This is a genomic window from Arthrobacter gengyunqii (genome assembly GCF_023022985.1).
Taxonomy (GTDB): Bacteria; Actinomycetota; Actinomycetes; order Actinomycetales; family Micrococcaceae; genus Arthrobacter_B; species Arthrobacter_B gengyunqii.
In genome coordinates this window covers 1,916,103-1,940,068 of record NZ_CP095461.1, presented here as the reverse complement: position 1 = coordinate 1,940,068, position 23,966 = coordinate 1,916,103, and the positions used below count along the sequence as shown (strand labels likewise).

At 64.8% G+C, this 23,966-nt stretch carries 20 protein-coding genes and 1 tRNA gene; 13 read left to right on the top strand and 8 right to left on the bottom strand.

What is annotated here, in order from left to right:
• Positions 1-72 precede the first annotated feature (72 nt).
• Complete coding sequence (gene glgA, locus MUG94_RS08860) at positions 73-1,275, top strand: glycogen synthase (protein ID WP_227907793.1); 1,203 nt, start codon at positions 73-75, stop codon at positions 1,273-1,275.
• 622 nt (positions 1,276-1,897) lie between these two features.
• Here glgA and MUG94_RS08855 read toward each other — a convergent pair.
• Positions 1,898-3,991, bottom strand: a complete 2,094-nt coding sequence (locus MUG94_RS08855) for an acyl-CoA dehydrogenase family protein (RefSeq protein ID WP_227907794.1) — start codon at positions 3,989-3,991, stop codon at positions 1,898-1,900.
• Between the two features lie 61 nt (positions 3,992-4,052).
• On the bottom strand, positions 4,053-4,760 hold the full coding sequence (locus tag MUG94_RS08850; protein WP_227907795.1) for a TetR/AcrR family transcriptional regulator: 708 nt from the start codon (positions 4,758-4,760) through the stop codon (positions 4,053-4,055).
• A gap of 77 nt (positions 4,761-4,837) precedes the next feature.
• Here MUG94_RS08850 and MUG94_RS08845 point away from each other — a divergent pair, with 77 nt between their 5' ends.
• The 7 genes from MUG94_RS08845 to mmsB all read left to right on the top strand — a co-directional run bounded on the left by MUG94_RS08845 (position 4,838) and on the right by mmsB (position 13,864).
• The gene (locus tag MUG94_RS08845) at positions 4,838-6,175 is read left to right on the top strand and encodes an acetyl-CoA C-acetyltransferase (RefSeq protein ID WP_227907796.1); all 1,338 of its coding nucleotides are present in this window, start codon (positions 4,838-4,840) and stop codon (positions 6,173-6,175) included.
• Positions 6,176-6,177: 2 nt separating this feature from the next.
• On the top strand, positions 6,178-7,518 hold the full coding sequence (locus MUG94_RS08840) for a 3-oxoacyl-ACP reductase (protein ID WP_227907797.1): 1,341 nt from the start codon (positions 6,178-6,180) through the stop codon (positions 7,516-7,518).
• Positions 7,515-8,441, top strand: a complete 927-nt coding sequence (locus MUG94_RS08835) for a MaoC family dehydratase (protein ID WP_227907798.1) — start codon at positions 7,515-7,517, stop codon at positions 8,439-8,441. The genes MUG94_RS08840 and MUG94_RS08835 overlap by 4 nt, the downstream gene beginning before the upstream one ends.
• A gap of 17 nt (positions 8,442-8,458) precedes the next feature.
• Positions 8,459-9,679, top strand: coding sequence for a kynureninase (locus MUG94_RS08830; RefSeq protein ID WP_227907799.1), 1,221 nt, complete (start codon positions 8,459-8,461; stop codon positions 9,677-9,679).
• A gap of 175 nt (positions 9,680-9,854) precedes the next feature.
• Positions 9,855-10,985 (top strand): multiple monosaccharide ABC transporter substrate-binding protein, encoded by a 1,131-nt coding sequence (chvE, locus tag MUG94_RS08825; RefSeq protein WP_227907800.1) that lies wholly within the window; start codon positions 9,855-9,857, stop codon positions 10,983-10,985.
• 93 nt (positions 10,986-11,078) lie between these two features.
• Positions 11,079-12,620 carry a multiple monosaccharide ABC transporter ATP-binding protein gene (mmsA, locus tag MUG94_RS08820; protein ID WP_231705063.1) on the top strand — a complete coding sequence of 514 codons (1,542 nt, stop codon included), beginning with the start codon at positions 11,079-11,081 and terminating at the stop codon, positions 12,618-12,620.
• A 62-nt stretch (positions 12,621-12,682) separates the two neighbouring features.
• Positions 12,683-13,864 (top strand): multiple monosaccharide ABC transporter permease, encoded by a 1,182-nt coding sequence (mmsB, locus tag MUG94_RS08815; protein ID WP_227907936.1) that lies wholly within the window; start codon positions 12,683-12,685, stop codon positions 13,862-13,864.
• Positions 13,865-13,978: 114 nt separating this feature from the next.
• On the opposite strand, the gene MUG94_RS08810 is transcribed toward mmsB, so the two are convergent.
• From MUG94_RS08810 to MUG94_RS08795, 4 genes are all read right to left on the bottom strand, one after another.
• Positions 13,979-14,383 (bottom strand): universal stress protein, encoded by a 405-nt coding sequence (locus tag MUG94_RS08810; RefSeq protein WP_227889810.1) that lies wholly within the window; start codon positions 14,381-14,383, stop codon positions 13,979-13,981.
• Between the two features lie 38 nt (positions 14,384-14,421).
• Positions 14,422-15,828, bottom strand: a complete 1,407-nt coding sequence (locus tag MUG94_RS08805; protein ID WP_227889809.1) for an APC family permease — start codon at positions 15,826-15,828, stop codon at positions 14,422-14,424.
• A 157-nt stretch (positions 15,829-15,985) separates the two neighbouring features.
• Positions 15,986-17,293 (bottom strand): hemolysin family protein, encoded by a 1,308-nt coding sequence (locus MUG94_RS08800; protein ID WP_227907802.1) that lies wholly within the window; start codon positions 17,291-17,293, stop codon positions 15,986-15,988.
• Between the two features lie 157 nt (positions 17,294-17,450).
• Positions 17,451-17,533 (bottom strand) — tRNA-Leu (locus tag MUG94_RS08795).
• A 147-nt stretch (positions 17,534-17,680) separates the two neighbouring features.
• Between MUG94_RS08795 and MUG94_RS08790 the strand changes: the two genes are divergently transcribed.
• Together MUG94_RS08790 and MUG94_RS08785 are read left to right on the top strand one after the other, a co-directional pair.
• Positions 17,681-19,015, top strand: a complete 1,335-nt coding sequence (locus MUG94_RS08790) for a M20/M25/M40 family metallo-hydrolase (RefSeq protein WP_227907803.1) — start codon at positions 17,681-17,683, stop codon at positions 19,013-19,015.
• Positions 19,016-19,037: 22 nt separating this feature from the next.
• Positions 19,038-20,204: an acyl-CoA dehydrogenase family protein gene (locus MUG94_RS08785; RefSeq protein WP_227907804.1), complete on the top strand. Its 1,167-nt coding sequence runs from the start codon at positions 19,038-19,040 to the stop codon at positions 20,202-20,204.
• Positions 20,205-20,222: 18 nt separating this feature from the next.
• Here MUG94_RS08785 and MUG94_RS08780 read toward each other — a convergent pair whose 3' ends face one another.
• Positions 20,223-20,456 (bottom strand): DUF5703 family protein, encoded by a 234-nt coding sequence (locus tag MUG94_RS08780; protein WP_227907805.1) that lies wholly within the window; start codon positions 20,454-20,456, stop codon positions 20,223-20,225.
• A gap of 41 nt (positions 20,457-20,497) precedes the next feature.
• Here MUG94_RS08780 and MUG94_RS08775 point away from each other — a divergent pair, with 41 nt between their 5' ends.
• From MUG94_RS08775 to mshC, 3 genes are read left to right on the top strand one after another with little or no spacing between them, the layout of a single operon-like run.
• Positions 20,498-20,788 (top strand): hypothetical protein, encoded by a 291-nt coding sequence (locus MUG94_RS08775; RefSeq protein ID WP_227889804.1) that lies wholly within the window; start codon positions 20,498-20,500, stop codon positions 20,786-20,788.
• Between the two features lie 41 nt (positions 20,789-20,829).
• Positions 20,830-21,654, top strand: coding sequence for an undecaprenyl-diphosphate phosphatase (locus MUG94_RS08770; RefSeq protein ID WP_227889803.1), 825 nt, complete (start codon positions 20,830-20,832; stop codon positions 21,652-21,654).
• Between the two features lie 23 nt (positions 21,655-21,677).
• Entirely contained in the window at positions 21,678-22,982 is a 1,305-nt protein-coding gene (gene mshC, locus MUG94_RS08765; protein ID WP_227907806.1) for a cysteine--1-D-myo-inosityl 2-amino-2-deoxy-alpha-D-glucopyranoside ligase, read from the top strand.
• Between the two features lie 30 nt (positions 22,983-23,012).
• Here the strand turns inward: mshC and MUG94_RS08760 are convergent, their stop codons facing one another.
• Positions 23,013-23,891, bottom strand: a complete 879-nt coding sequence (locus MUG94_RS08760) for a PAC2 family protein (RefSeq protein WP_227907807.1) — start codon at positions 23,889-23,891, stop codon at positions 23,013-23,015.
• Between the last annotated feature and the right edge of the window lie 75 nt (positions 23,892-23,966).

Here is a 23,966-nt window from a genome sequence, read left to right as displayed (position 1 = left end):
GCTAGCCCGCTGTAATAAGTCTGCTGTTCTTCAGACTAGATCACTGGCGCGCCGGTGCACTACGTTGGTTTAGTGCGAGTAGATATTGTGTCCAAGGAATTCCCGCCTGAAGTCTACGGCGGTGCAGGTGTCCACGTCGCTGAGTTGAGCCGCGTGCTCGCTGAGCACGTAGACCTCCGCGTGCATTGTTTCGGAGCTCCGAGAGCTGCTGATTTTCACGGCGCCCGTGTGAGCACCTACGGCGTTCCGGCCGAGCTGGACGCCTCCAACCCGGCCGTTCAGACACTGGGCACCGACCTCGAGATCCTGCAGGGACTTGAAGGCGCGGACCTGGTCCACTCCCACACCTGGTATGCCAACATGGCGGGCCATCTGGGTTCCCTCCTGTACGGCATTCCGCACGTACTCAGCGCCCACAGCCTGGAGCCGCTGCGGCCGTGGAAGGCCGAGCAGCTTGGCGGCGGCTACGCGCTGTCGTCCTGGGTTGAGAAAACGGCATACGACGCCGCTGCCGCCATCATTGCCGTCTCCGAGGGCATGCGGCAGGACATCCTGCGCAGCTATCCCGAAGTGGACCCGGGGAAGGTGCGGGTGGTGCACAACGGGATCGACGTCGAACTCTGGCACCCCGACGCCGACCCCGATGCAGTAGCAGCCCTCGGCATTGACCCGGAGCGTCCGAGCGTCGTGTTCGTTGGACGCAACACCCGGCAGAAAGGGCTGCCCTACCTCCTGCGGGCCGCCGCCCTGCTGCCTCCCGAAGTCCAGCTCGTGCTCTGCCTGGGCGCTGCCGATACGCCCGAGCTTGCAGCGGAGACCGCAGTTCTCATCGATGAACTGCGCGAAAAGCGCAGCGGCATTGTCGTCATCGAGCGGATGCTTCCGCGGGACGAACTGCTCAAGGTCCTCAGCTCAGCCACGGTGTTTGCCTGCCCCTCCATTTATGAACCGCTCGGCATCGTGAACCTCGAAGCCATGGCCTGCGGAACCGCAGTGGTGGCCTCCGCCACCGGAGGCATTCCTGAAGTGGTGGACCCGGGCGTCACAGGCCTGCTGGTGCCGATTGACCAGGCCACAGACGGCACCGGCACTCCGCTGGATCCTGAGGCCTTTGTTTCCGACTTCGCCGCCGCGCTCACCGAGGTGGTGGCGGATCCGGAGCGGGCCCGCCTTATGGGAGAGGCCGGACGGCGCCGCGCCACGGAGCACTTCTCCTGGGCGGCCATTGCCCAGTCCACGCTTGAGGTCTACCGCTCGGTGCTGCCCGCGGGCTAGCCTCTCGGAAATACATCCTGGCCGGTGCGAGTGCCGCGCCCGTGCGGTTTGTGCGCAGATACGGCGGGCTCAACCCGCTTGCACCCGCCAGAGCTGCACACTCAATGTGCCCGAACCGCACGCCATGCCGGTGCCTGCCACGCCCGGCATCCTTCCCACGGAAGATGCGGCGGCGATCCTGCAGGGGCACTGTCTCCCTGTCCCGTGCGCAGATATGGCGGGCTCAACCCGCTTGCACCCGCCAGAGCTGCACACTCAATGTGCCCGAACCGCACGCCCTGCCGGTGTCTGCCACGTCCAACACCCTTCCCACGGAAGATGCGGCGGCGATCCTGCAGGGGCACTCTCCCTGTCCGGTGCGAAGATATGGCGGGCTCAACTCGCTTGACCCCGCCAGAGCTGCACACCGGATACCCGTTCTCAATCCATCGTGCAGATGAGGGGCTCCCGGTGGCGCCAGGCGGCCCCGCCAACCCAGAGCCCGCCAACACAAGGGGTCCGAACCGCAGTGCGGTTCGGACCCCTTCAGGCCACTGGGCTATTTCGGCAACCGGAGCCGGTCAAGCCTCGCAGAACGCCACGCATGCAACGGATCCGTAGGAAACCCCGGGCCGTCGGTGGCTTAGCGCTTGGCTTTGGCGGCCTGCTTCTTGCGCTGGATGAGGATTTTCTCGTCCAGCGGAGCGGCACCGCTGGCGCGCAGCAGCCGCTGGTACTCCATGGCTTCGTCCTGACGTGCCTTTTCGGCGCCGGAAGCGATCGCGGACCGCAGGTGCTCCGGACCGTAGCCAAAGGAATCGACCAGATCCACGGCATGCGGGCGGATCTTGGCCAGGAGGCGGTTGATGTACGGGCCCAAGGTGCGGGCACGCTGGGCCGACAGGCGCCCGTTCATCAGGTACCAGCCGAGGTTTTTCTCGATCAGGGACAGGCCGAACAGGTCGCGGACCCAGGTCATGACCTGGCGGGTTCCGGCGTCGTCAATCCGCTCCAGGCCACGGGTGAATGCCTCCCACTGCAGCAGTTCCGCATGTGCATGGGCTGCTTGAATGAGCGCATGCTGGTTGGCGTTGAATACTGCGGCGCCCTTATCCTTCGGCAGTCCCCGGGCCGCCTTCAGCGCGCCGGCAACCTCTGCCACCATGGTTCCGACACGGTCGGTCAAAAGGTCGCGCTGCGTCTTGGGATCGCGGAGGGCAACGGCTGACTTCTTCTCTGAGCCGGTGTCCGCGAACGCCTGGACAATCTGCCGCAGTCCGGTGCGGTGCACCGTGCGGTCCGTTGCCTGTCCGACGGCGTAGCGTGCCAGCACGCCGAAGTCCGCGCCGACAAATTCCTTGGCATAGTCCGCCAGGAGGCGCTTGGCGACCAGCTGGAGCAGTACGGTGTTGTCGCCTTCGAACGTCGCGTAGATGTCCAGGTCCGCGCGCAGTGCAGTGAAGCGGTTTTCGGACAGGAAGCCTGCGCCGCCGGTGGCCTCGCGGCACTCCTGCAGGGTGTCCAGGGCATGCCAGGTGGACAGGGACTTCAGGGCAGCCGCGAGGGTTTCCAGGTCCTGACGGTCTTCGTCTGTGTCGTGCGCACCGGAGAAGACGTCGTCGAACTTCTGCAGCAGCTCATCATGGGCGAAGGAAGCGGCGAACGTGGTGGCCAGCCGGGGCAGCAGGCGGCGCTGGTGCTGCTGGTAGTCCATCAGCACCTCTTCCTTGATGTCCGAGGCGCCGTTGAACTGGCGGCGCTCCGTTCCGTACTGGATGGCGGTTTTGAGTGCCATCTTGCTGGCGGCCACCGCGGCGCCGTCCAGGGACACCCGGCCCTGGACCAGGGTGCCGATCATGGTGAAGAACCGACGGCCGGGGCTTTCGATGGAGGACGTGTAAGTGCCGTCCGCTGCGACGTCGCCGTACTTGTTGAGCAGGTTGGTGCGGGGGATGCGGACATTGGAGAAGTGCAGCCGGCCGTTGTCGATGCCGTTCAGGCCGCCCTTGACGCCGTCGTCCTCGCCGCCCACGCCGGGAAGGAAGCCGTTGTCGTCGCGCAGTTCGACGTAGAACGCGTGGACACCGTGGTCAACGCCCTTGGTGATCAGGTGGGCGAAGACCACGGCGGCCTTGCCGTAGACCGCACCGTTGCCGATGTAATCCTTCCACGCGGCACGGAAGGGGGTGTTGATGATGAATTCTTCTTTTTCAACGTCGTATTCCGCTGTGGTGGCGATGCTGGCAACGTCGGAACCGTGGCCGGTCTCCGTCATGGCGAAGCAGCCGGGGATCTCCAGGCTCATGATGCCCGGCAGCCACTTCTCGTGGTGCTCCCGGTTGCCCAGGTGCAGGACGGCGGAGCCGAAGAGGCCCCACTGCACGCCCGCCTTGATCTGCAGCGACGGATCGGCCACCACGAGTTCTGCGAAACCGGCAACGTTGCCGCCGTGATTGTCCTCGCCGCCCACGTACTTCGGGAATGCGCGGTGCACGGCCTTGGTGTCGACCAGCACCTTCAGCTGCGTCATGACCCGTTCGCGGTGTTCCGTGTGGCTCAGGCCCGCAGGGGTGTGCAGTTCTTCGCGGCCTGCGAGCTCACGGGCCTGGAGCCGGATGTCGGCCCACTTGCCCAGCAGGGCGCGGCTCAGCGCGTCCACGTCGACGACGGCGCTGTCATCGTCGCGTACGGAACTTGCCGGGATCTGGCGTTCGGACTTGGAGACTGTCTGCGTCATTGCGTGTCCTTCTACTTGTTGTGGTGCCGGGGGAGGAGGTGCTGGAGGAAGTCGGTGCGGGTCATGGCGGCCCCTGTTCGTAGCCGATGCCGTCAAAGAGCCAGGCCGTCAACTGCTTGGTCATCTGGGCTTCGGTGGGCTTGCCCGGCCCGGGGGGTGTTGCCAGCCAACGTTCTCCGGCGGCGCGGACCATGCCCAGTGCCGCCGTCGGCCAGAATCCGGCAGCAATGCCGAGCTCGGGTGCGGACGATCTGCCGGAAGAGGTGCCGGGGGAGCGGCTGTCCAGATAGGCACGCAAAGCGCGTTCCATCATTTCCGTAATAGCTTCGAAGAAAGAGGTGAGGCTGTCGGAGAACCCCGGTCCGGCGCTGCCCGAAGCCTCAGCGGTGCCGCCGGTGACAAACGCGTACACGTTGGGGGAGGTCTGGGCCATCTGAAGGTAGGCGGACACCATGGCCTGCAGGCCGGCCCGGGGCGAATCCGCGGTGCGGCCGGCGGCGAGTATCTTGTCCTGCATCTGGGAGAGGACAACTTCGCCCATTGCCTGCTGCAGGCCCGCCTTGTCGCCGAAGTAGCGGTAATAAACGGATTTGGATGTTCCGGAGGCGGCCGCAATCTCCTCCATGGAGGCTCCGGAACCCAGGGCATGAACGGCACGCCGGGCCGCCTTGATCAGCTCACGGCGACGTTCGGCGCGGTGCGCCTCCCAGCGCAGCGACCGGCCGTCCGACGGTGCGGGGGGAGGGGGATCTTGAAGAGCGGTGTTCACGATACTCAGCGTATCAGGTACGCTGGGTTGCAGTAACTCCCCTCACACTTAGCAGTATTTTCCTAGGAGACAACATCATGGCTGTCCAGCCCCAGGCCGAACCCGCCGCAACCGGAGGGAACACCCCTGCTCCCTCCGTACGAAAAGCCGTCGTCATCGGCGGAAACCGCATCCCCTTTGCCCGCTCCGGCGGGAAATACACCTACAGCTCCAACCAGGACATGCTCACGGCCGCACTCGACGGACTGGTTGCCCGCTTTGGCCTGCAGGGCGAGCGCATCGGCGAAGTGGCCGCCGGCGCCGTTCTGAAGCACTCCCGGGACTTCAACCTGACCCGCGAAGCGGTCCTGGGCTCGGCACTGTCGCCGGAAACCCCCGCGTATGACGTCCAGCAGGCCTGCGCCACCGGCCTCGAGACAGTGGTCAGCCTGGCTAACAAGATCAAGCTCGGTCAGCTGGATTCCGCCATCGCCGGCGGCGTCGACTCCGCTTCGGACGCTCCCATTGCCGTCAGCGAAGGCCTGCGCCGGGCGCTGCTGGACCTCTCCCGTGCCCGCACCACCAAGCAGAAGCTCGCCGCCGTCGCGAAAATCCGCCCCAAGGACCTCTCCCCGAACGCACCCTCCACCGGCGAACCGCGCACCGGCCTGTCCATGGGCGAACACCAGGCACTGACCACCGCGCAGTGGAAGATCACCCGCGAAGCGCAGGACGAACTGGCGTACAACAGCCACCGCAACATGGCCGCAGCCTACGACCGCGGCTTCTTCGATGACCTGGTCACGCCGTACCGCGGCCTGTCCCGGGACGCGAACCTGCGCGCGGACACCTCCATGGAGAAGTTGGCCAAGCTCAAGCCCGCCTTCGGCAAGAGCTTGGGCGATGAAGCTACCATGACCGCGGGCAACTCCACCCCGCTGACCGACGGCGCCTCCGTGGTGCTGCTGGGCTCCGAGGATTACGCCCGCGAACATGACCTGCCCATGCTGGCAAACATTGTCGACGCCGAAGCCGGCGCCGTGGACTTCGTTCACGGCAAGGACGGACTGCTGATGGCCCCTGCCTTTGCCGTTCCGCGCCTGCTGGCCCGCCACAACCTGACCTTCGACGACTTCGACTTCTTCGAAATCCACGAAGCCTTCGCCGGCACCGTGCTTTCCACACTCGCCGCCTGGGAAGACGACGAGTTCTGCCGCACCCGCCTGGGGCTGGAGGGTCCGCTCGGCAGCATCGACCGCAGCAAACTCAACGTCAACGGCTCGTCCCTGGCCGCCGGCCACCCGTTCGCAGCCACCGGCGGACGCATCGTCGCGTCGCTGGCCAAGATGCTGCACGAAAAGGGCTCAGGCCGCGGCCTGATTTCCATCTGCGCTGCCGGCGGGCAGGGCCTCGTTGCGATCCTGGAGGCGCGCTGATCATGACTGATACCTATCTCAAGCTGGTCAATACCGGCTTTACGCGGGACCTCTCCAAAAAGCTGGGCCTGCCCCGGCCGGCCATCCTGCGCCGCTTCGACCCGGCCAAGCCGCTGGTTCCGGGACCAGTGCTGGTGCTGGGCAAAGGCGAAACCGCCGACGACCTGTCCCAGCTGCTGCTCTCCTGGGACCAGGATGTCCGCCGCCATGCCACACCGAAGGAAAAGCTCGGCGCCATCCTGATCGTGCTCGACGAGGCCGCCGCCCCGACCGACCTCGCCGAGCCGACGCTGGCCGCCGGGGCGGCACTGCGTGACCTCGCCCCGGGCGGACGCGTGGTTACTGTTTCCCGTCCCGCGGCCGAGGCGCAGGATCCCGCTGCCGCCGCTGCCCGCCAGGGCATTGACGGCACCCTGCGTTCCATCGCCCACGAACTGCGCGGCGGCGCCACCGCCAACGGCATCGTGCTGGCCAACGGAGTACGGGCAACGGCACCGTCCGTGGCCGCCGCGCTGCGGTTCCTGCTGTCGGGCAAGAGCGCCTACGTGAGCGGACAGTTCATCACTGTTGGCTCCGACGCGGGCACGCTGCCCGAGGACTGGAACGCGCCTCTGGCCGGAAAGGTGGCTGTGGTGACCGGAGCGGCCCGGGGTATCGGCGCGGCCATTGCCAAAGTCCTGCACCGCGACGGCGCCAAGGTGATCGTGGTGGATGTTCCGGCTGCCGGCGAACAGCTGGCCAGGGTCGCCAATGAAATCAAGGGCACGGCCCTGCAGGTGGACATCACCCGGGAGGACGCTGCAGACCGCATCCTGGCCCACGCGGCCGAGCGCTACGGCCACCTCGACATCGTGATCCACAATGCCGGGATCACCCGCGACAAGCTGCTGGCCAACATGGACGAAGCGCGGTGGGGTTCGGTCATCGCGGTCAACATCGCGTCGCAGCTGCGCATGAACGAGACACTGTTGGCCTCGGACATCTTCAGCCAGGAAGGACGGATCGTGTCGCTGGCCTCCACCAGCGGCATCGCCGGCAACCGCGGACAGACCAACTATGCCGCTTCCAAGGGCGGCGTGATCGGCATGGTCCGGGCCACCGCACCGCTGCTGGCGCCGCGGGGCGGCTCCATCAACGCCGTGGCGCCCGGCTTCATCGAGACGGACATGACCGCTGCCATTCCTGCCCTGACCCGGCAGGTTGCCCGCCGGCTGAGCAGCCTGCAGCAGGGCGGCCTGCCCGTGGACGTGGCTGAAACCATTTCGTTCCTCGCCTCCGATGCGGCGGCAGGGGTCAACGGCCAGGTGGTCCGTGTGTGCGGGCAGAATATGGTGGGCGCATGAGCACCACAACGCTGGATGAAATTCCCGCCCTCGGGAAGCTGTATGCGGGCGCCGTGGGCAGCGCCGCGAAGTCACGCCTGTCGTCTTCCAAGGGACCGCGCGTCCTTCCGTCCGACCGGCACGAGGTGCGCGGCGCCGTCGTCGATTTGGCCAAGCTGACCGACTTCCAGCGGCTGGTCCTGCACAGTGCCACTGACTACCTGCCCACCGGCTACGTGCACACCTTTGCGTTTCCCGTGGCCATGAGCCTGATGGCGCGCGAGGACTTCCCGCTGCCGCTGCTGGGTATGGTGCATCTGCGCAACCAGGTGCAGCATTTCCGCCCGATCCACTATGCCGAGCCCCTGACGGTGACGGCGTGGGCCGAGAACCTGGCAGGGCACCGCGCCGGCACCCAGGTGGAGCTTGTGGCCGAGGTCAGCGCCGGAGAATCCGGTGACGTGGTGTGGCGTGGAAGATCCACGTACCTGGCCAAGGGTGTTTTCCTGCCTCGGTTTGACCGGCAGGAAGCACGGGCCGACCGCGCCGACTTCGTGCCGCCGCAGCCCACCGCCGTGTGGCGGCTCGGGGCGGATGCCGGACGCAACTATGCAGGGGTCTCGGGGGACTTCAACCCCATCCACCTGAGCCGCCTGTCGGCGAAGGCGCTGGGCATGAAGCGGTCTCTGGCCCACGGGATGTATCTCGCGTCCCGCGTGGTGGCGGACATCGTGCAAAACCGGGAAGAGCCCTACGAGTGGAGTATCGACTTCGAGTCCCCGGTGTTCCTGCCGGCCACCGTCTCGCTGTCCATCCAGGACGCCGAAGCTGAAGACCGGTACACCGGGTCCACCTTTGTTGGCTGGAACAACCGCTCCCTCAGGCGCCATTTCCACGGATCCGTCCAGCCGCTTGCGGCGTCCGGCGCTTCTCGGAACAGCTAGTTTGCTAAGGTGCGCTCATGACTGAACCGGATCTGCTCATTGCTGCCAAGGAACTGGATGCGGCGGATCCGCTGGCCGGCTTCCGGGACCGGTTCCTCCCTGCCGACGGGGTGAGTTCATACCTGGACGGCAACTCCCTGGGCCGGCCGCTTCGTGCCACTGAGGAACACCTTCAGGGCTTTGTCCGGGAGCAGTGGGGCGGGCGGCTGATCCGCGGCTGGGACGAGCAGTGGCTGGAATTGCCTCAGCAGATCGGCGACGAACTGGGAGCAACAGCGCTTGGTGCCGCTGCCGGACAGTGCATCGTCGCCGATTCGACCACCGTCCTGCTCTACAAACTGGGCCGGGCCGCTGTTGCGGCCCGGCCCGGCCGGACGGAAATCGTCCTGGACGCCGACAACTTTCCCACCGACCGGTATGTCATGGAGGGCATTGCGCGCGAGTGCGGGCTGACCCTGCGCTGGGTTCGCGCGGATTACGACGGCGGCGTGAGCGCTGAAGCGGTGGCGGCCTGCGTGGGCCCTCAAACCGCGCTGGCCGTCTTCAGCCACGTGGCGTACCGTTCCGGGTTCCTGGCCGACGCCGAAGCCATCACCTCAGTGGTCCACGCGGCCGGTGGACTGGTCCTCTGGGACCTGTGCCACTCCGCGGGTGCCGTGCCGGCGCAGCTGGACGCCTGGAACGTGGACTACGCCGTGGGCTGCAGCTACAAGTACCTCAACGGCGGTCCCGGCGCTCCGGCGTGGGCCTACGTGGCGTCGCGGCACCAAGCGGAATTTCAGCAGCCCATCCAGGGCTGGCTCGGCAGCGCGGATCCCTTCGGCATGGCACAGGGGTATCAACCCGCGGCTGGCATCCGGCGGCTGGTCTCCGGCACTCCGCCCGTGCTCGGCATGCTGCCCATGCGGGACATGATTGCGCTCATTTCCGAAGCAGGCATCTACGCAGTGCGCGAGAAATCGGTGGCCCTGACGGAGTATGCCCTCACGGCCGTGGACGCCCTGCTTGCCCCGCACGGCGTCGTCGTCGCGTCTCCACGGGAAGCAGCGCACCGCGGCAGCCACATCACCATCGACCATCCGGCGTTCAAGGCGGTTACGGCCGCCCTCTGGAAGCGGGGAATTATTCCGGATTACCGCAATCCGTCGGGCATCCGGCTGGGGCTCTCGCCGTTGTCCACCTCGTTCGAGGAGACCTTCGCCGGGGTTTCCGGCGTACTTGCCGAGTTGCGACGTTAAGGCCATTCTGAGCCCGGATTGACAACACGGCACTGCGGGGCGCCATAATGTTAGCGCTCACATTAATGTGATCCAGTTCTCCTTCGGCCCGGCCGCAGTGGAAAGATTAAAGCCGCTTCTTGCGATTCGGCAGATTCCCCCGTTAGACAGAGACGTCCATCGAAAGGGCTCCTTCGTGAAAACCAGTAAACTCCTCCTCAGCCTGACGGCCGGCGTTCTTGCCGTTTCCGTGGCAGGCTGCGGCTCCGGAACAGGCCGCGGAGGCGCTGATTCCGACACCGCCGATTCAGGCGACAACTCCGGCGCACTGGTGGGCATCGCGATGCCCACCAAAACCTCCGAACGCTGGATCAAGGACGGCGACTCCATCCAGGCCTCCCTGGAGGATCTCGGCTATGAGACAACGCTGGAATATGCGGATGACGACATTCCGACCCAGGTCCAGCAGGTGTCCAACATGATCACCAAGGGCGCCAAGGTGCTGGTCGTCGCCGCCATCGACGGCACCGCCCTCAGCGACCAGCTGGACAATGCCGCAGCCGCCGGCATCAAGGTCATCGCCTACGACCGCCTGATCACGGGCAACGAGAACGTGGACTACTACACCACCTTCGACAACTACACCGTGGGCGTGCAGCAGGCCACGTCGCTGCTGACCGGCCTGGGCATCCTCGACGCCGACGGCAAGGAGACGGGCGCCACCGAGCCCAAGAACATTGAGCTCTTCGCCGGCAGCCCGGATGACAACAACGCCAACTTCTTCTACGACGGCGCCATGGACACCCTGCAGCCCTACATCGACAAGGGCACCCTGACCGTCAAGAGCGGCCAGACCGCCTTCACCCAGATTGCGACGCTGCGCTGGGATCCCGCCACGGCCCAGAAGCGCATGCAGAACCTGATTGCCAGCACCTACTCGGGCGGCGAGAAGGTAGACGGCGTGCTGTCCCCGTATGACGGCATTTCGCTCGGGATCATCTCGGCGCTGACCGGATCCGGTTATGCACCGGATGCCCTGCCCGTCATCACCGGCCAGGACGCCGAAGCGGCCTCGGTGAAGTCGATCATGGACAACCAGCAGTACTCGACGATCTTCAAGGACACGCGTGCCCTTGGCGAGCAGACCGTCGAGATGGTCGATGACGTCCTCAAGGGTGAAGAGCCCGAGGTCAATGACACGGAGACGTACGACAACAAGGTCAAGATTGTTCCGACCTACCTGTTGGACCCCATCGTGGTCACCAAGGACAACTACAAGGAACTCCTTGTCGACAGCGGCTACTACGAAGCCTCCGACCTGCAGTAACTCCCGACCACCGCAGTGTCCGGGGCGGCCGCCAGCGCTGCCGCCCCGGACACTGCCGGCAAGGACACGATCGTGAACGAAAACATTCTTTCCATGCGGGGGATTACCAAGACCTTCCCCGGGGTCAAGGCGCTGCAGGACGTCTCCCTGGACGTGCAACAGGGGCACGTGCACGCCATCTGCGGTGAAAACGGTGCCGGCAAATCCACCCTGATGAAGGTGCTTTCCGGGGTCTACCCCGCAGGCACCTATGAGGGCGAAATCCTGCTGGAGGGGGAGCTGCAGCAATACAAGGACATCAAGGACTCGGAAGCCGCCGGCGTGGTCATCATCCACCAGGAACTGGCCCTCAGCCCCTTCTTGTCCATAGCGGAAAACATCTATCTGGGAAATGAGCAGGCGCGCGGCGGATTCATCGACTGGCACAAGACCAATCTGGAGGCGGCAAAGCTTCTGGAACGGGTTGGGCTGACGGAGAACCCTGCGACCCGCATCCAGGACATTGGAGTGGGCAAGCAGCAGCTGGTGGAAATCGCCAAGGCACTGTCCAAGCGCGTCAAGGTGCTGATCCTGGATGAGCCCACCGCTGCCCTGAACGATGAAGACTCCGAACATCTGCTGGGCCTGATCAAGGGCCTGCGCTCAGACGGAATCACCTGCATCATCATCAGCCACAAGCTCAACGAAATTAAGTCCATCGCCGACGCCGTGACCATCATCCGCGACGGCCGGACGATTGAAACCCTGGACATGCACAAGGACGACATCTCCGAGGAGCGCATCATCCGGGGCATGGTGGGCCGGGATCTGGACAACAGGTACCCGGAACACACCTCTTCGATCGGAGACGAAGTCCTCCGCATCGAGGACTGGACCGTGCACCACCCGCTGGACCGTTCCCGCCGGGTGGTTTCCGAGGCGAACATCAATGTTCGGGCGGGCGAAATTGTCGGCATCGCCGGTCTCATGGGGGCAGGCCGCACGGAGTTGGCGATGAGCGTCTTCGGCCACAGCTACGGGCACAACATCAGCGGCCGCGTGTACAAGAACGGCCGCGAAATCACCATGAAGAACGTCGGCCAGGCCATCCGCCACGGATTGGCCTATGCCACCGAGGACCGCAAACGGTACGGCCTGAACCTCATCGAGGACATCAAGCGCAACATTTCGATGTCGGGGCTGAACAAATTGTCGGTCCGCGGCTGGGTGGATCCTTACCGGGAGCACCTGACGGCTGAGAAGTACCGCGGCAGCATGAACATCAAGGCTCCCTCGGTCACGGCCGTGACCGGAAAACTCTCGGGCGGCAACCAGCAGAAGGTGGTGCTGTCCAAATGGATCCACACGAACCCGGATGTCCTGATCCTCGATGAGCCCACCCGCGGCATCGATGTGGGAGCCAAGTACGAGATCTACACCATCATCAACGAACTGGCAGACCAAGGAAAAGCCATCATCGTCATTTCCTCGGAGCTGCCGGAACTGCTGGGTATCTGCGACCGCATCTACACCCTCGCCGAAGGCCGGATCACCGCTGATGTCCCGCGCGAAAAGGCAAGTGCCGAATACCTCATGCAGTACATGACCCGCGATGCCAGGACCGCTGCCGCCGCGACAGACAAGGAAAGCCAATGAGCACTCTCACCGACCAGGGACCGAACACCGGTGTTCCGGCCCCGAAGGGCCAACCCAAAGGAATGGTCAGCTCGGCCCTGAACTACCTGACCGGGCAGCTGCGCCAGGTTGGGCTGTTCATCGCCCTCATCGCCATCATCATTTTCTTCCAGATCGCCACCAACGGGATCACGCTGGCGCCGATCAACGTCTCCAACCTGATCATCCAGAACAGCTACATCCTGATTCTGGCCGTAGGCATGGTGCTTGTCATTATTGCCGGGCACATTGACCTGTCCGTTGGTTCGGTGGTCGCCTTCACCGGCGCCGCCGCCGGCGTCATGATCACCCAGTGGGGACTTCCCTGGTGGATGGCCGCCATCCTCTGCCTGGTCCTTGGAGCCGCCGTCGGCGCCTGGCAGGGCTTCTGGATTGCCTACTTCGGCATACCGGCCTTCATTGTGACCCTGGCCGGCATGCTGACTTTCCGCGGGTTGACGCAGATTGTCCTGCAGAACAAGCAGATCTCGCCCTTCCCGGATCAGTTCCGTGACCTGGGCAGCGGGTTCCTCCCCGATCTCGGGGGCGGAACGAGTTTCCTGGAGCCGATGACGGTCATCATCGGCGTGCTGTCCGCAGCGGCACTGGTTGGCTCGGGCATCCGCCAGCGGATGATCCGCCGCCGCCACCAGCTCGTGGACGAACCGCTGCTCTGGTTCGCTGCCAAGCTGGCCCTGACCGCGGGCATGGTCCTCTTCATCACCTACCTGCTGGCCAGCTACCGCGGCACGCCCATCGTGCTCGTGATCCTGGGCCTGCTCACCGTTGGTTACTCCGCCGTCATGAACCGCAGCGTGTGGGGCCGCCACATCTACGCCATGGGTGGAAACCTGCACGCCGCCGAGCTCTCCGGCATCAACACCAAGCGGACCACGTTCACCGTGTTCATCAACATGGGTGTCCTGGCCGCCCTGGCCGGTCTGGTCTTCACCGCCCAGCTGAACCTCGCCAGCCCGAAAGCCGGCGAAGGCTTCGAACTCGATGCCATTGCCGCCGTCTTCATCGGCGGCGCCGCAGTCACCGGCGGCATTGGCCGGGTCACGGGAGCCATCATCGGCGGCCTGATCATCGGCATCCTGAACAACGGCATGTCCATCATGGGCGTTGGAACCGAGTATCAGCAGCTCATCAAGGGTCTGGTGCTCCTGGCTGCCGTTGCCTTTGATGTGTTCAACAAGCGCCGCGGATCGGCCTCCATCACGTAGGAGTGCAGCGACCCCGGAGCATGTTTCCAGATACGGCTGTGGCCGGCACCCGAAACCTTGGGTGCCGGCCACAGCCGTATCCCGCCGGGGAACCGGCGGGCATGCAAAAGGATCCTAGTGGTGAGCCTTGACCGCCAGGACCGGGCAGTCGGACTGCAGCAGCACCCGCTGGGCGGTGCTTCCGAGCAGCATCTTGCCCACCGGTGTGCGGCGGCGCAGCCCCAGGACGATGAGCTCCACCTGCGGATCTTCAGCCGCTTTGAGGATTTCCTCGGCCGGGTCGTAGTCGCCCACGGGGTGAACCAGCCGGAAATCCGCCCCGGCGGCGCGCAGCTCTTTTTCAAGATTCTCGACGGCGGCCTGATTGGCTTCTTCCTGCTCCTGGTGGTGCAGACCGTGCCGGGGGGAACCCACGTTCACGATCACCAGCGTGGTGGACTGCGCCGCGGCTTCGCGGCGTGCAGCCTCAAGGGCGGCGGCGCCCTCCGGGGTGGGAAGAAAACCGACAACAATACTCATGATGCTCCTGACGTAGGGACGTAAACGGGCGGAAGTGCCTAGCCGCGGATTTCTTCGGCATCGGTGAACCGGGTCTTCTTGGCACGCACGGCCCGGTTCCAGAACCAGGTCAGGACCCAGAGCAGCAGGCCCAGGACCAGCAGCAGGCCGGCGATCTGGTACTCGATCGGATCCTGCGCCCAGGGACCGAGGAGGAACGCACAGGTGAAAACGCCCACGTACGGAAGGAAGCCGGGGGAACGGAAGTGCTTGCCTTCGTGCGGAGTGCGGCGCAGCACCAGGCAGGCAATATTCACCACGGTGAAGACGGCCAGCAGCAGCAGGGCGGTGGTGCCGCCCAACGCGGTGACGGTTTCCTTGCCCATGAAGTTGGTGACAAGGATGATCAGTCCCAGGGCGATGGCGGTGGTGAAGAGGATCGATGCCCACGGGGTGCGGCGGCCCGGAAGGACCTTGGAAAGGGAACGGGGGAGGACGTCCTGCTTGGCCATGCCGTAAAGCAGGCGGCTGGCCATCAGCATGTTGATCAGGGCCGTGTTGGCCACCGCGAAGATCGACAGGAACGGATAGATAACGTCCACCGGCAGGTTGGGGGCACCGGCACGGACAACTTCCAGCAGCGGCGTTGCACTGGCAGACAGTTGGCCCACGGGAACAATGGCGACGGCGGCAATGGAGACCAGCAGATACACGACCAGGGTGATTCCCAGTCCGGTCAGCATGACCTTCGGGAAGATCTTGGCCGGGTCTCGCGTCTCCTCGGCCATATTGACGCTGTCTTCAAATCCGACCATTGAGAAGAAGGCCAATGAGGTGGCCGCAGTGAGGGCAAGGAAAACACTCTTGTTGCCCTCGGTTTCGAAGACCATTACGCGCGAGAAATCGACGTTGCCCTGACCCATGGCCCAGAAGCCAATCAGGATCACGATGAGCAGGCCGGTGAGTTCGATGATCGTCAGGACCACATTGAACTTAATGCTCTCCCCGACACCGCGCAGATTGATCAGGGCGAGCACCAGCATGAAGATGACGGCCACCCAGGTGACGCCGGTCTGTCCCCAGTCGAGATTGAACCCGACGATGAAGTTCTCAGCCAGGAACTTGGCGGCAGTGGATGCCGAGGTGATGCCGGAGCTCAGGACCGCAAAGGTCACGAGGAAGGTGACGAAGTGAATTCCAAAGGCCTTGTGGGCATAAAGTGCTGCACCGGCTGCCTGCGGGAATTTGGTCACGAGCTCAAGATAGGAGAGAGCAGTAATCGTCGCGACGAAGAAGGCGACCAGGATCGGCGCCCAGGCGGCACCGCCAATCTCGCCGGCCACTTGCCCGGTCAGGGCGTAAACGCCGGTTCCAAGAATGTCGCCGACGATGAACAGCAGGAGGAGCTTGGTGCCCATCACCCGCTTAAGTTCGGGGGCTCCCGGGTCGTTTTTTGTTTCGGCCATGGCGGCTTTCCTGCTTTCTGGATATCTGCATATGCGGACCGGGCCTTGCCGGAAAGGGGCTCACGGCCCGTGCCCGGTATTCTCTGCGCTTCTGGGCGGCATAGCAATGTTACGGTAATTGACGCAGGCACCCGTAACCGAAGCGCATGGACGCAGGTTAGTTCGATTCCTTGGATTCGGGTATAACGCGCACGGACACAATGCGCCGGTTTGACAGCGTGAGCACCTCCAGCTCGCATCCGGGAGCCTCGACCATATCGCCGGGTTTGGCTATCCTGCCCAGCCTCTCCATAATGTAGCCGCCCACCGTTTCGTACTGTCCTTCCGGCAGCGGAAAGCCGGTGAGCCGTTCGAATTCCTGCAGGATCAGTGCGCCGTCCACCACCAGGTCCCCGCGTATCCGCCGGTGCCGGTCTTCAGGATCCCGCAGAGTGTCGTACTCGTCGTAGATCTCCCCGACCAGCTCTTCCACCAGATCCTCCAGCGTGACGATGCCGTCCGTGCCGCCGTATTCATCCGCCACCACGGCGATGTGGCTCCCGTCCCGCCGCATGCGGGACAGCGAGGGGACAACCGGCGCGGTGCCCGGAAGGAAAAGGATGGGGCGGGCAATGTCCCCGAGCGACCGCGCGCGCGTCCGCCCGCCGTCGTCGTCCTCCCGCAGGAGGTCCCGCACATGGATGAAGCCGACGACGTCGTCCGGTGAGTCCCTGATGACCGGGTACCTCGAGTAGGGGAGCTCATGCACGATGGCCCGGGCCTCGGCCACCGTCAGCTCGGCGGAGAGGAACTTCACTTCGGGACGGGGACGCATGACCTCCTGCAGCAGCCGGTCACCGGCGCCGAAAACGTCGGAGAGGATGCGCCGGCTGTCCTCGGCAAGGACGGGGCTGGCTGCCACCATGTCCCACAGCTCCTGAGAGGTGATCGGGGGCGTCTTAACCTTGGGATCGCCGCCGAGGACCCGGACCACGGCATCAGTGGACACCGACAACAGCTTGATGACGGGCCGCATGATGACGGCGAAGACGTTCAGGGGCGGAGCGAGGAGCCGGGTGAAGCGTTCGGCGTTCTGCATGGCCAGCCGCTTGGGCACCAGCTCGCCCAGGACCAGGGACAGGTAGGCCACCGCCAGGGTCAGCAGGATGAAGGCCAGTGCATTCGCCGCAGCAGGCCCAAGACCCAGTCCGCGCAGAGCAGGTGCCAGGGCGGGCGCCAGGGCGGAAGCTCCGTAGGCGGCGGAGAAAAACCCCGAGAGGGTCACGCCAATCTGGATGGATGACAGGAACAGGTTGGGGTTGCGGGCCAGCTCGGCGATCTTCCTGCCGCCGGCCCCGGATGATTCGATGCGGCTGATCTGGCTCTCCCGCAGCGAGACCAGCGCCATCTCGGTTCCGGCGAAGATGCCTCCCAGCAGGACGAAGAACACCACAAGCAGCAGGTTAAGGAGCGTTGCACCTTCCATAGACAGAGGGTACCGGCGGCGCTGCGCGGCTGACAGGGAAGGGGCAGGTGCAGCCCGTCCCTTTCCAGGATGTGTTAAAAGTCACTTCGTCTGACAGGCGGTTCGGGGGAAGGCAACAAAAAACCCCGGAATCCAATGGATTCCGGGGTTTTGATTGTGCGCGGAGGGGGACTTGAACCCCCACCCTCGTTAGAGGACTAGCACCTCAAGCTAGCGCGTCTGCCATTCCGCCACCCGCGCTTGGGTGTTTGCCGCAAGCTCTTCAGTCGTTCAAAAGCTGCGGAAGCAACGGGAAAAACTCTAACACGGTTTTGGCCGCAACCGTAAATCGGCGCTGGTCAGGCCCTCGGTGGCTAGGCTGGGCAGCAATCACGTCGAAGGAGAAACATGTCTGAGTCCACTGCGTCTGAGTCCGCCGCGCGCCCAACAACCGCCGAAGATGAAGTCACCCGGATCTGCCAGGAGCTCATCCGCTTTGACACCTCCAACTTCGGCGACGGATCCGGCCCGGGGGAGCGGGCAGCAGCCGAATACACAGCGGGACTGATCGAGGAGGCCGGCCTGCACGCTGACCTCTTTGAATCCGCTCCGGGCCGTGCCTCGGTGGTCACCCGGATGGAAGGCAGTGATTCCTCCTTGCCCGCCCTCGTGGTGCACGGCCATCTGGATGTGGTGCCGGCACAGAAGCAGGACTGGTCCGTTGATCCGTTCAGCGGCGAAGAACGCGACGGGCTGATCTGGGGCCGCGGTGCCGTGGATATGAAGGACATGGACGCCATGATCCTGTCGGTGATGCGCAGCATGGCGGCCTCGGGGGTTAAGCCCCGGCGCGACCTTGTCTTCGCATTTTTCGCTGACGAGGAGGCGGGCGGCCAGTATGGTGCGGGCTGGGCCGTGGAGAACCGCAGGGAACTGTTCGACGGCGCCACCGAGGCCATCTCGGAGGTCGGTGGGTTTTCGGCCACCATCGGCGGCAAACGCACCTACCTGCTGCAGACAGCGGAGAAGGGCATCTCCTGGCTGCGTCTGGCTGCCCACGGGCGGGCCGGACACGGCTCCCAGATCAACACCGACAACGCCGTCACCCGGCTGGCCCGCGCCGTCGCCACCATCGGCGAGTACCCCTGGCCCATCGAGCTCACGGACACCACCCGTGCCTTCCTGGACGGCGTGACCGAGCTGACCGGGGTCGAATTCGATCCGCAGAACCCCGACAAGCTGCTGGCGGAACTGGGCACCGTGGCCCGTTTCGTGGGTGCCACCCTGCAGAACACCTCCAACCCCTCGGTGCTCAAGGCCGGCTACAAGCACAACGTCATTCCCGGCAGCGCCGAGGCGCTCATCGATGTGCGGACCCTTCCCGGGCAGGAGGAGCAGGTCCTGGCGATCATCAGGGATCTGGCCGGTCCCGGCATCGACGTGACCTACGAGCACAGGGACGTGTCCCTGGAAGTACCGTTCAGCGGCAATCTCGTGGACACCATGATCGGGGCCCTGCAGGCCGAGGACCCCGGTGCTCCTGTCCTGCCGTACACGCTCTCCGGCGGCACCGACAACAAGTCCCTGAGCCGCCTGGGCATTACCGGCTACGGCTTCGCCCCGCTGCGCCTGCCCGAAGACCTGGATTTCACGGGCATGTTCCACGGCGTGGACGAGCGCGTGCCGGTCGATTCCCTGAAATTCGGAACCCGGGTCCTCTCCCGGCTGCTGACCAGCTACTAACCTTCCCCCAGAAAGATCCAGCATGGACGCCACCGACATCCTCACCCCCGACCTCCTGGAGCGCCTGCGCGGGCGCGCCGCCGGCTATGACAGGGACAACCGCTTCTTTACCGAAGACCTCGAAGACCTGCGCAGCGCCGGCTACCTGTCCCTGTTCACCCCGCAGGATGCCGGCGGAGCCGGATTCACCATCGGGCAGGTGGTCCGGAGCCAGCGGCTGTTGGCCGCGGCTGCCCCCGCCACGGCGCTGGCCGTCAACATGCACCTCGTCTGGTGCGGGGTGGCCCACCTGCTGGCGCTGCGCGGGGACCATTCCCTGGATTTCATCCTGGCGGGCGCCGCCCGGGGCGAGCTGTACGCGTTCGGCATCTCGGAACCGGGCAATCCTGCCGTCCTGTTTGATTCTCAAACGGCGGCACAGCCCCTCGGGGACGGCTCCTATGCCTTTACCGGAACCAAGATCTTCACCAGTCTCTCGCCGGCATGGACGCGGCTGGGCATTTTTGGACGCGACGACTCCCTGCCCGAGGAGCCCCGGCTCATTTTCGGGTTCGCCCCGCGGGGGACCGAGGGGATTACCGTCAAGGACGACTGGAACACCATGGGCATGCGGGCCAGCCAGTCCTGCACCACGGTTTTGGACCATGCGGTCCTGTCGGCGGACCGGCTGGTCCGCAGCACCCCGGTGGGACCGCACGCGGATCCCTTTGTGTTCGCCATCTTTGCCCTCTTCGAAACCCTGCTGTCCGCCGTGTACACGGGTGTGGGGGACCGTGCCGTCGAGCTGGCGGTGGAAGCCGCGAAAACGCGGACGACGGCGGGAGGCGGCAGCGGTGCCCACGATCCGCACACCCGCTGGAAAGTTGCGGATGCGGCAATCCGGATGGACGGAATCCATCCGCAGCTTGAGTCCATTGCCCGCGATTTGGACGAGGGCGTCGACCATGGGAGCCTGTGGTTTCCGAAACTCTCCTCGCTGAAGTACCGGGCCACCGAAACGGCGCGGTCAGTGGTGGAGACCGCCGTGCGGGTGGCCGGCGGCAGGAGCTACTCCCGGGGCGCGGAACTGGAACGCCTCTACCGCGATGTCCTCGCCGGAATGTTCCATCCCTCGAGCGAGGATTCGGTGCATTCCTCGGTTGCCAATGCCTGGCTGGGGCCTGTCCCTGCGCAGGACGCCCGGCCCTAGCCGCTCAAGGCCCAGCAGCTAGGCGGTGCGGCGCACCCGCATGATGCGGCGGCGGAGCCAGAAACGTCGGGCGCCGCCGCGGTAGATGCAGCTGCGCTGCAACTCCCACTTGCCGTACTCGGCGTGTTCAGTGATGAGCCTGCGGGCCTCGGAGAGGGAGTCTCCCGGGTTCACAGACACCACGAGGTACTCGTAGTCCCGGATGTTTTCGTCTGGCCGGCGCACGCCGGGCCTAAGAATTTGTTCTCGCATTGCCCTCCAATTTTGCCCACTTTACCGCTAACGTCTAGGGCATGAGCATAGATCCGCACGTCGCGCTCCAATCCCTGATGGCCGCACTCGAAGAGCACCTGACGGCTGCCGCCCGGCGCCGCGGGGACAAAGACCCGGTGGTGGAGGCGGCCTATTTGGCCGTAGCAGATGCGTTTGAGGTCTACGAGGAAGTCCTCTACGACGCATACGGCGAGGTGACCCCGCTGGAGATCTACGAAGATGACGAAGAGGATTTTGACGGCACCGGGGAATTCGAAGACAAGTCCCCAGGCGCCAATGAACGCTCCGCCGGGGTGCAGCCGGGAACGTAGCGCATCCGGGTCTCCTCCGCAGTGGCCTAGAGTATTTCCTTGTGAATTGGTTTGAAGCACTCTTCCTCGGTCTCATTCAGGGTCTTACTGAATTCCTTCCCATCTCCTCCAGCGCACATCTGCGGATAGTGGGTGAGCTGCTGCCCGGTGCCCAGGACCCCGGAGCAGCCTTCACCGCCATTACGCAGCTCGGCACGGAGACGGCTGTGGCGGTCTATTTCTGGAAAGACATCGTTCGGATCGTCAAGTCCTGGTTTGGCTCGCTGAGCGGCCGCGTCCCGCGCAACGATCCCGATGCCCGCATGGGCTGGCTGATCATCATCGGAACGCTGCCGATCGTTATCCTGGGCCTGCTGTTCCAGGACCAGATTGAAAGCACCTTCCGCAGCCTGTGGATCGTTGCCACCATGCTGATCGTCTTCGGCATTATCCTCGCCATTGCGGACGCCGTCGGCAAACAGCAGCGCAGCTTGGACCGGCTCACTTACAAGCACGGCATCCTGTACGGCCTCGCCCAGGCCATGGCACTGATTCCGGGGGTCAGCCGCTCCGGTGGAACCATCACGGCGGGCCTGTTCATGGGCTACACCCGCGAGGCCGCCGCCCGGTACGCCTTCCTGCTGGCGATTCCGGCAGTCTTCGGCAGCGGGCTTTTCCAGCTGGTCAAGTCGCTGGACGAGCCGATGGTCTACGGCGGTTGGGAAACCGCCGGCGCCACCCTCGTTGCGTTTGTTGTGGGATTCATCATCATTGGCTGGTTCCTGCGCTACGTTTCCAGCCGCAGCTACAGCCTCTTTGTCTGGTACCGGATCCTCCTCGGCGTGGTCATTTACATCCTGCTGGGCCTGGGTGTGCTGACGGCGTAGCAACTGAAAGTAGAGTTGAACCTGTGATTGCCTGGAAAAGCTCCCCCCTGCCCTCCCTGCCCGGAAACTCACCGGACCTGGTTCTCCATGACACCGCCCTTGGTCGAACAGTCCCTGTCCGCACCCAGGGCGAGGCAAGCCTCTACGTCTGCGGCATCACGCCCTATGACGCCACGCATATGGGACACGCCTCAACGTACGTGGCCTTCGACCTGCTGAACCGGCAGTGGCGGGACGCAGGCAACGCGGTCCGCTACGTGCAGAACGTCACGGACATTGATGATCCGCTGCTGGAACGCGCCAATGCCAGGGGCCTGGACTGGCGGGAGCTGGCCCTGGAGCAGACCCAGCTCTTCCGCGACGACATGGAAGCCCTGAACGTCCTTGCTCCCGATCACTACATCGGCGCCGTGGAGTCCATCGAATGGATCGTTCCCGTGGTAGAGGACCTCCTGCGCCGCGGGATCGCCTACCGGGTTCCCGGGGAGGGAACCGACCCCGACGGCGACGTCTACTTTTCCGTCAACGCGGCCTCGGACCTCGATCCTGAGGATCCCGACGCCTGGCGGCTCGGCACCGTCTCCGGACTCTCCCCGGACCAGATGCTGCCGGTCTTCGCCGAACGCGGCGGAGATCCCCTGCGCGCCGGTAAGCGCAATGCGCTGGATCCGCTGCTGTGGCGCGTCAAGCGAGCCGGCGAGCCCTTCTGGGACGGCGCCTCGCTGGGCGAGGGCCGTCCGGGCTGGCACATTGAATGTTCAGTCATTGCCCAGCGCTTCCTGCCGGCCCCGTTCACGGTGCAGGCCGGAGGTTCGGACCTGGTCTTCCCGCACCATGAAATGAGTGCCGGCCACGCCTACGCGTGCGGCGGCAGTCCGCTTGCACGGCACTATGCCCATGCCGGAATGGTTGGCCTGGACGGCGAAAAGATGAGCAAGTCCCTGGGCAACCTCGTTCTGGTTTCCCAGCTGCGCAGCCAGGGCACCGACCCGGCTGCCATCCGCGCCGTGCTGCTCAGCCACCACTACCGCACCGATTGGTTCTGGACCGATGAGCAGCTGACCAATGCCGAGCAGCGCCTCGCGCGCTGGCGGCGTGCGCTGCCGCTGACCAGCCGGACCCGGGCAGAGGCAATGCTCGCAAGCGTGCGGGCGGCCCTGGCCAACGATCTCGATGCTCCTGCAGCCCTGGCCGCAGTCGATGCGTGGGCCGTTTCGGTGGGAGAAGAGTCTGACAGTGCAGGGGTGGCCGCTGCTGAAGGACCGGATGCCGACGGCGCGGACCTGGCCGCTTCCACGGTGGAAGCGCTGCTGGGGATTCGGCTCTAACCAGGCAATATGGCCCGGCGGGAGTTGCACCTAGTCACGCCGGCGGCGTTTGAGATAGCGCTCAAACTCGCGGGCAATCGACTCGCCGCTGGCTTCGGGAAGCTCTGCCGTGTCCTTGGCCTCTTCGAGCTGGCGCACATAGGCGGCGATTTCCGGGTCTTCCGTGGCCAGTTCGTCCACACCCCGCTCCCAGGCATCGGCTTCATCAGTGAGCAGTGCCGTGTCCAAGGGCGCCTGGAGCAGTTCCTCGATCCGGTGCAGCAATGACAACTGCGCCTTGGGGGAGGGGGAGTGTCCCACGTAGTGCGGCACAGCGGCCCACAGGGAGACAGTGGGGATGTCGGCCAGGGCGGCCATCTCCGCCAGCACACCGACGATCCCGATCGGGCCTTCATAGTGGGAAGAATCCACTTTGAGCTCCTCCCGCAGGTCACTGTCTTCACAGGTTGCCGTGACCGGGATGGGACGGGTGTGCGGCACGTCGGCCAGCAGGGCGCCGGCCAGCACAATGCAGTCCACATCCAGTTCCTTCGCCAGGGCGATCAGCTCGGCCGTGTAAGCCCTCCATTTGTAGGACGGTTCAACCCCGGAGACGAAGATGACGTCCAGGTTGCTGTTCGGAACCTCGGATTTGGAGATGCGGGTGCTGGGCCATTTGATGCGTTTTCCACCTGACGTCAGCCGCTCGATCACCGGACGGGTGAACTGGAAGTCGTAGTATTCATCGGCGTTCAGGCTGGCAATCTTCTCGCTGTGCCAGAACATGCTCAGGAACTTCACGGCGTCGCTGGCAGCTTCACCGGCGTCGTTCCAGCCTTCAAAGGCCGCCAGCATGACAGTGGTTCGCTCTTGGGAGCCGCCAAAAAAGTCCTGGAGGCCCACAGGCGGGGTTTCTTCGGTATCGCTCACAGACTCACCATATGTCCGGCACGCTGCGTTGTCAGGACTGCACGCAGAGCTTCGCCCAGAGCAAAGTAAACCCGT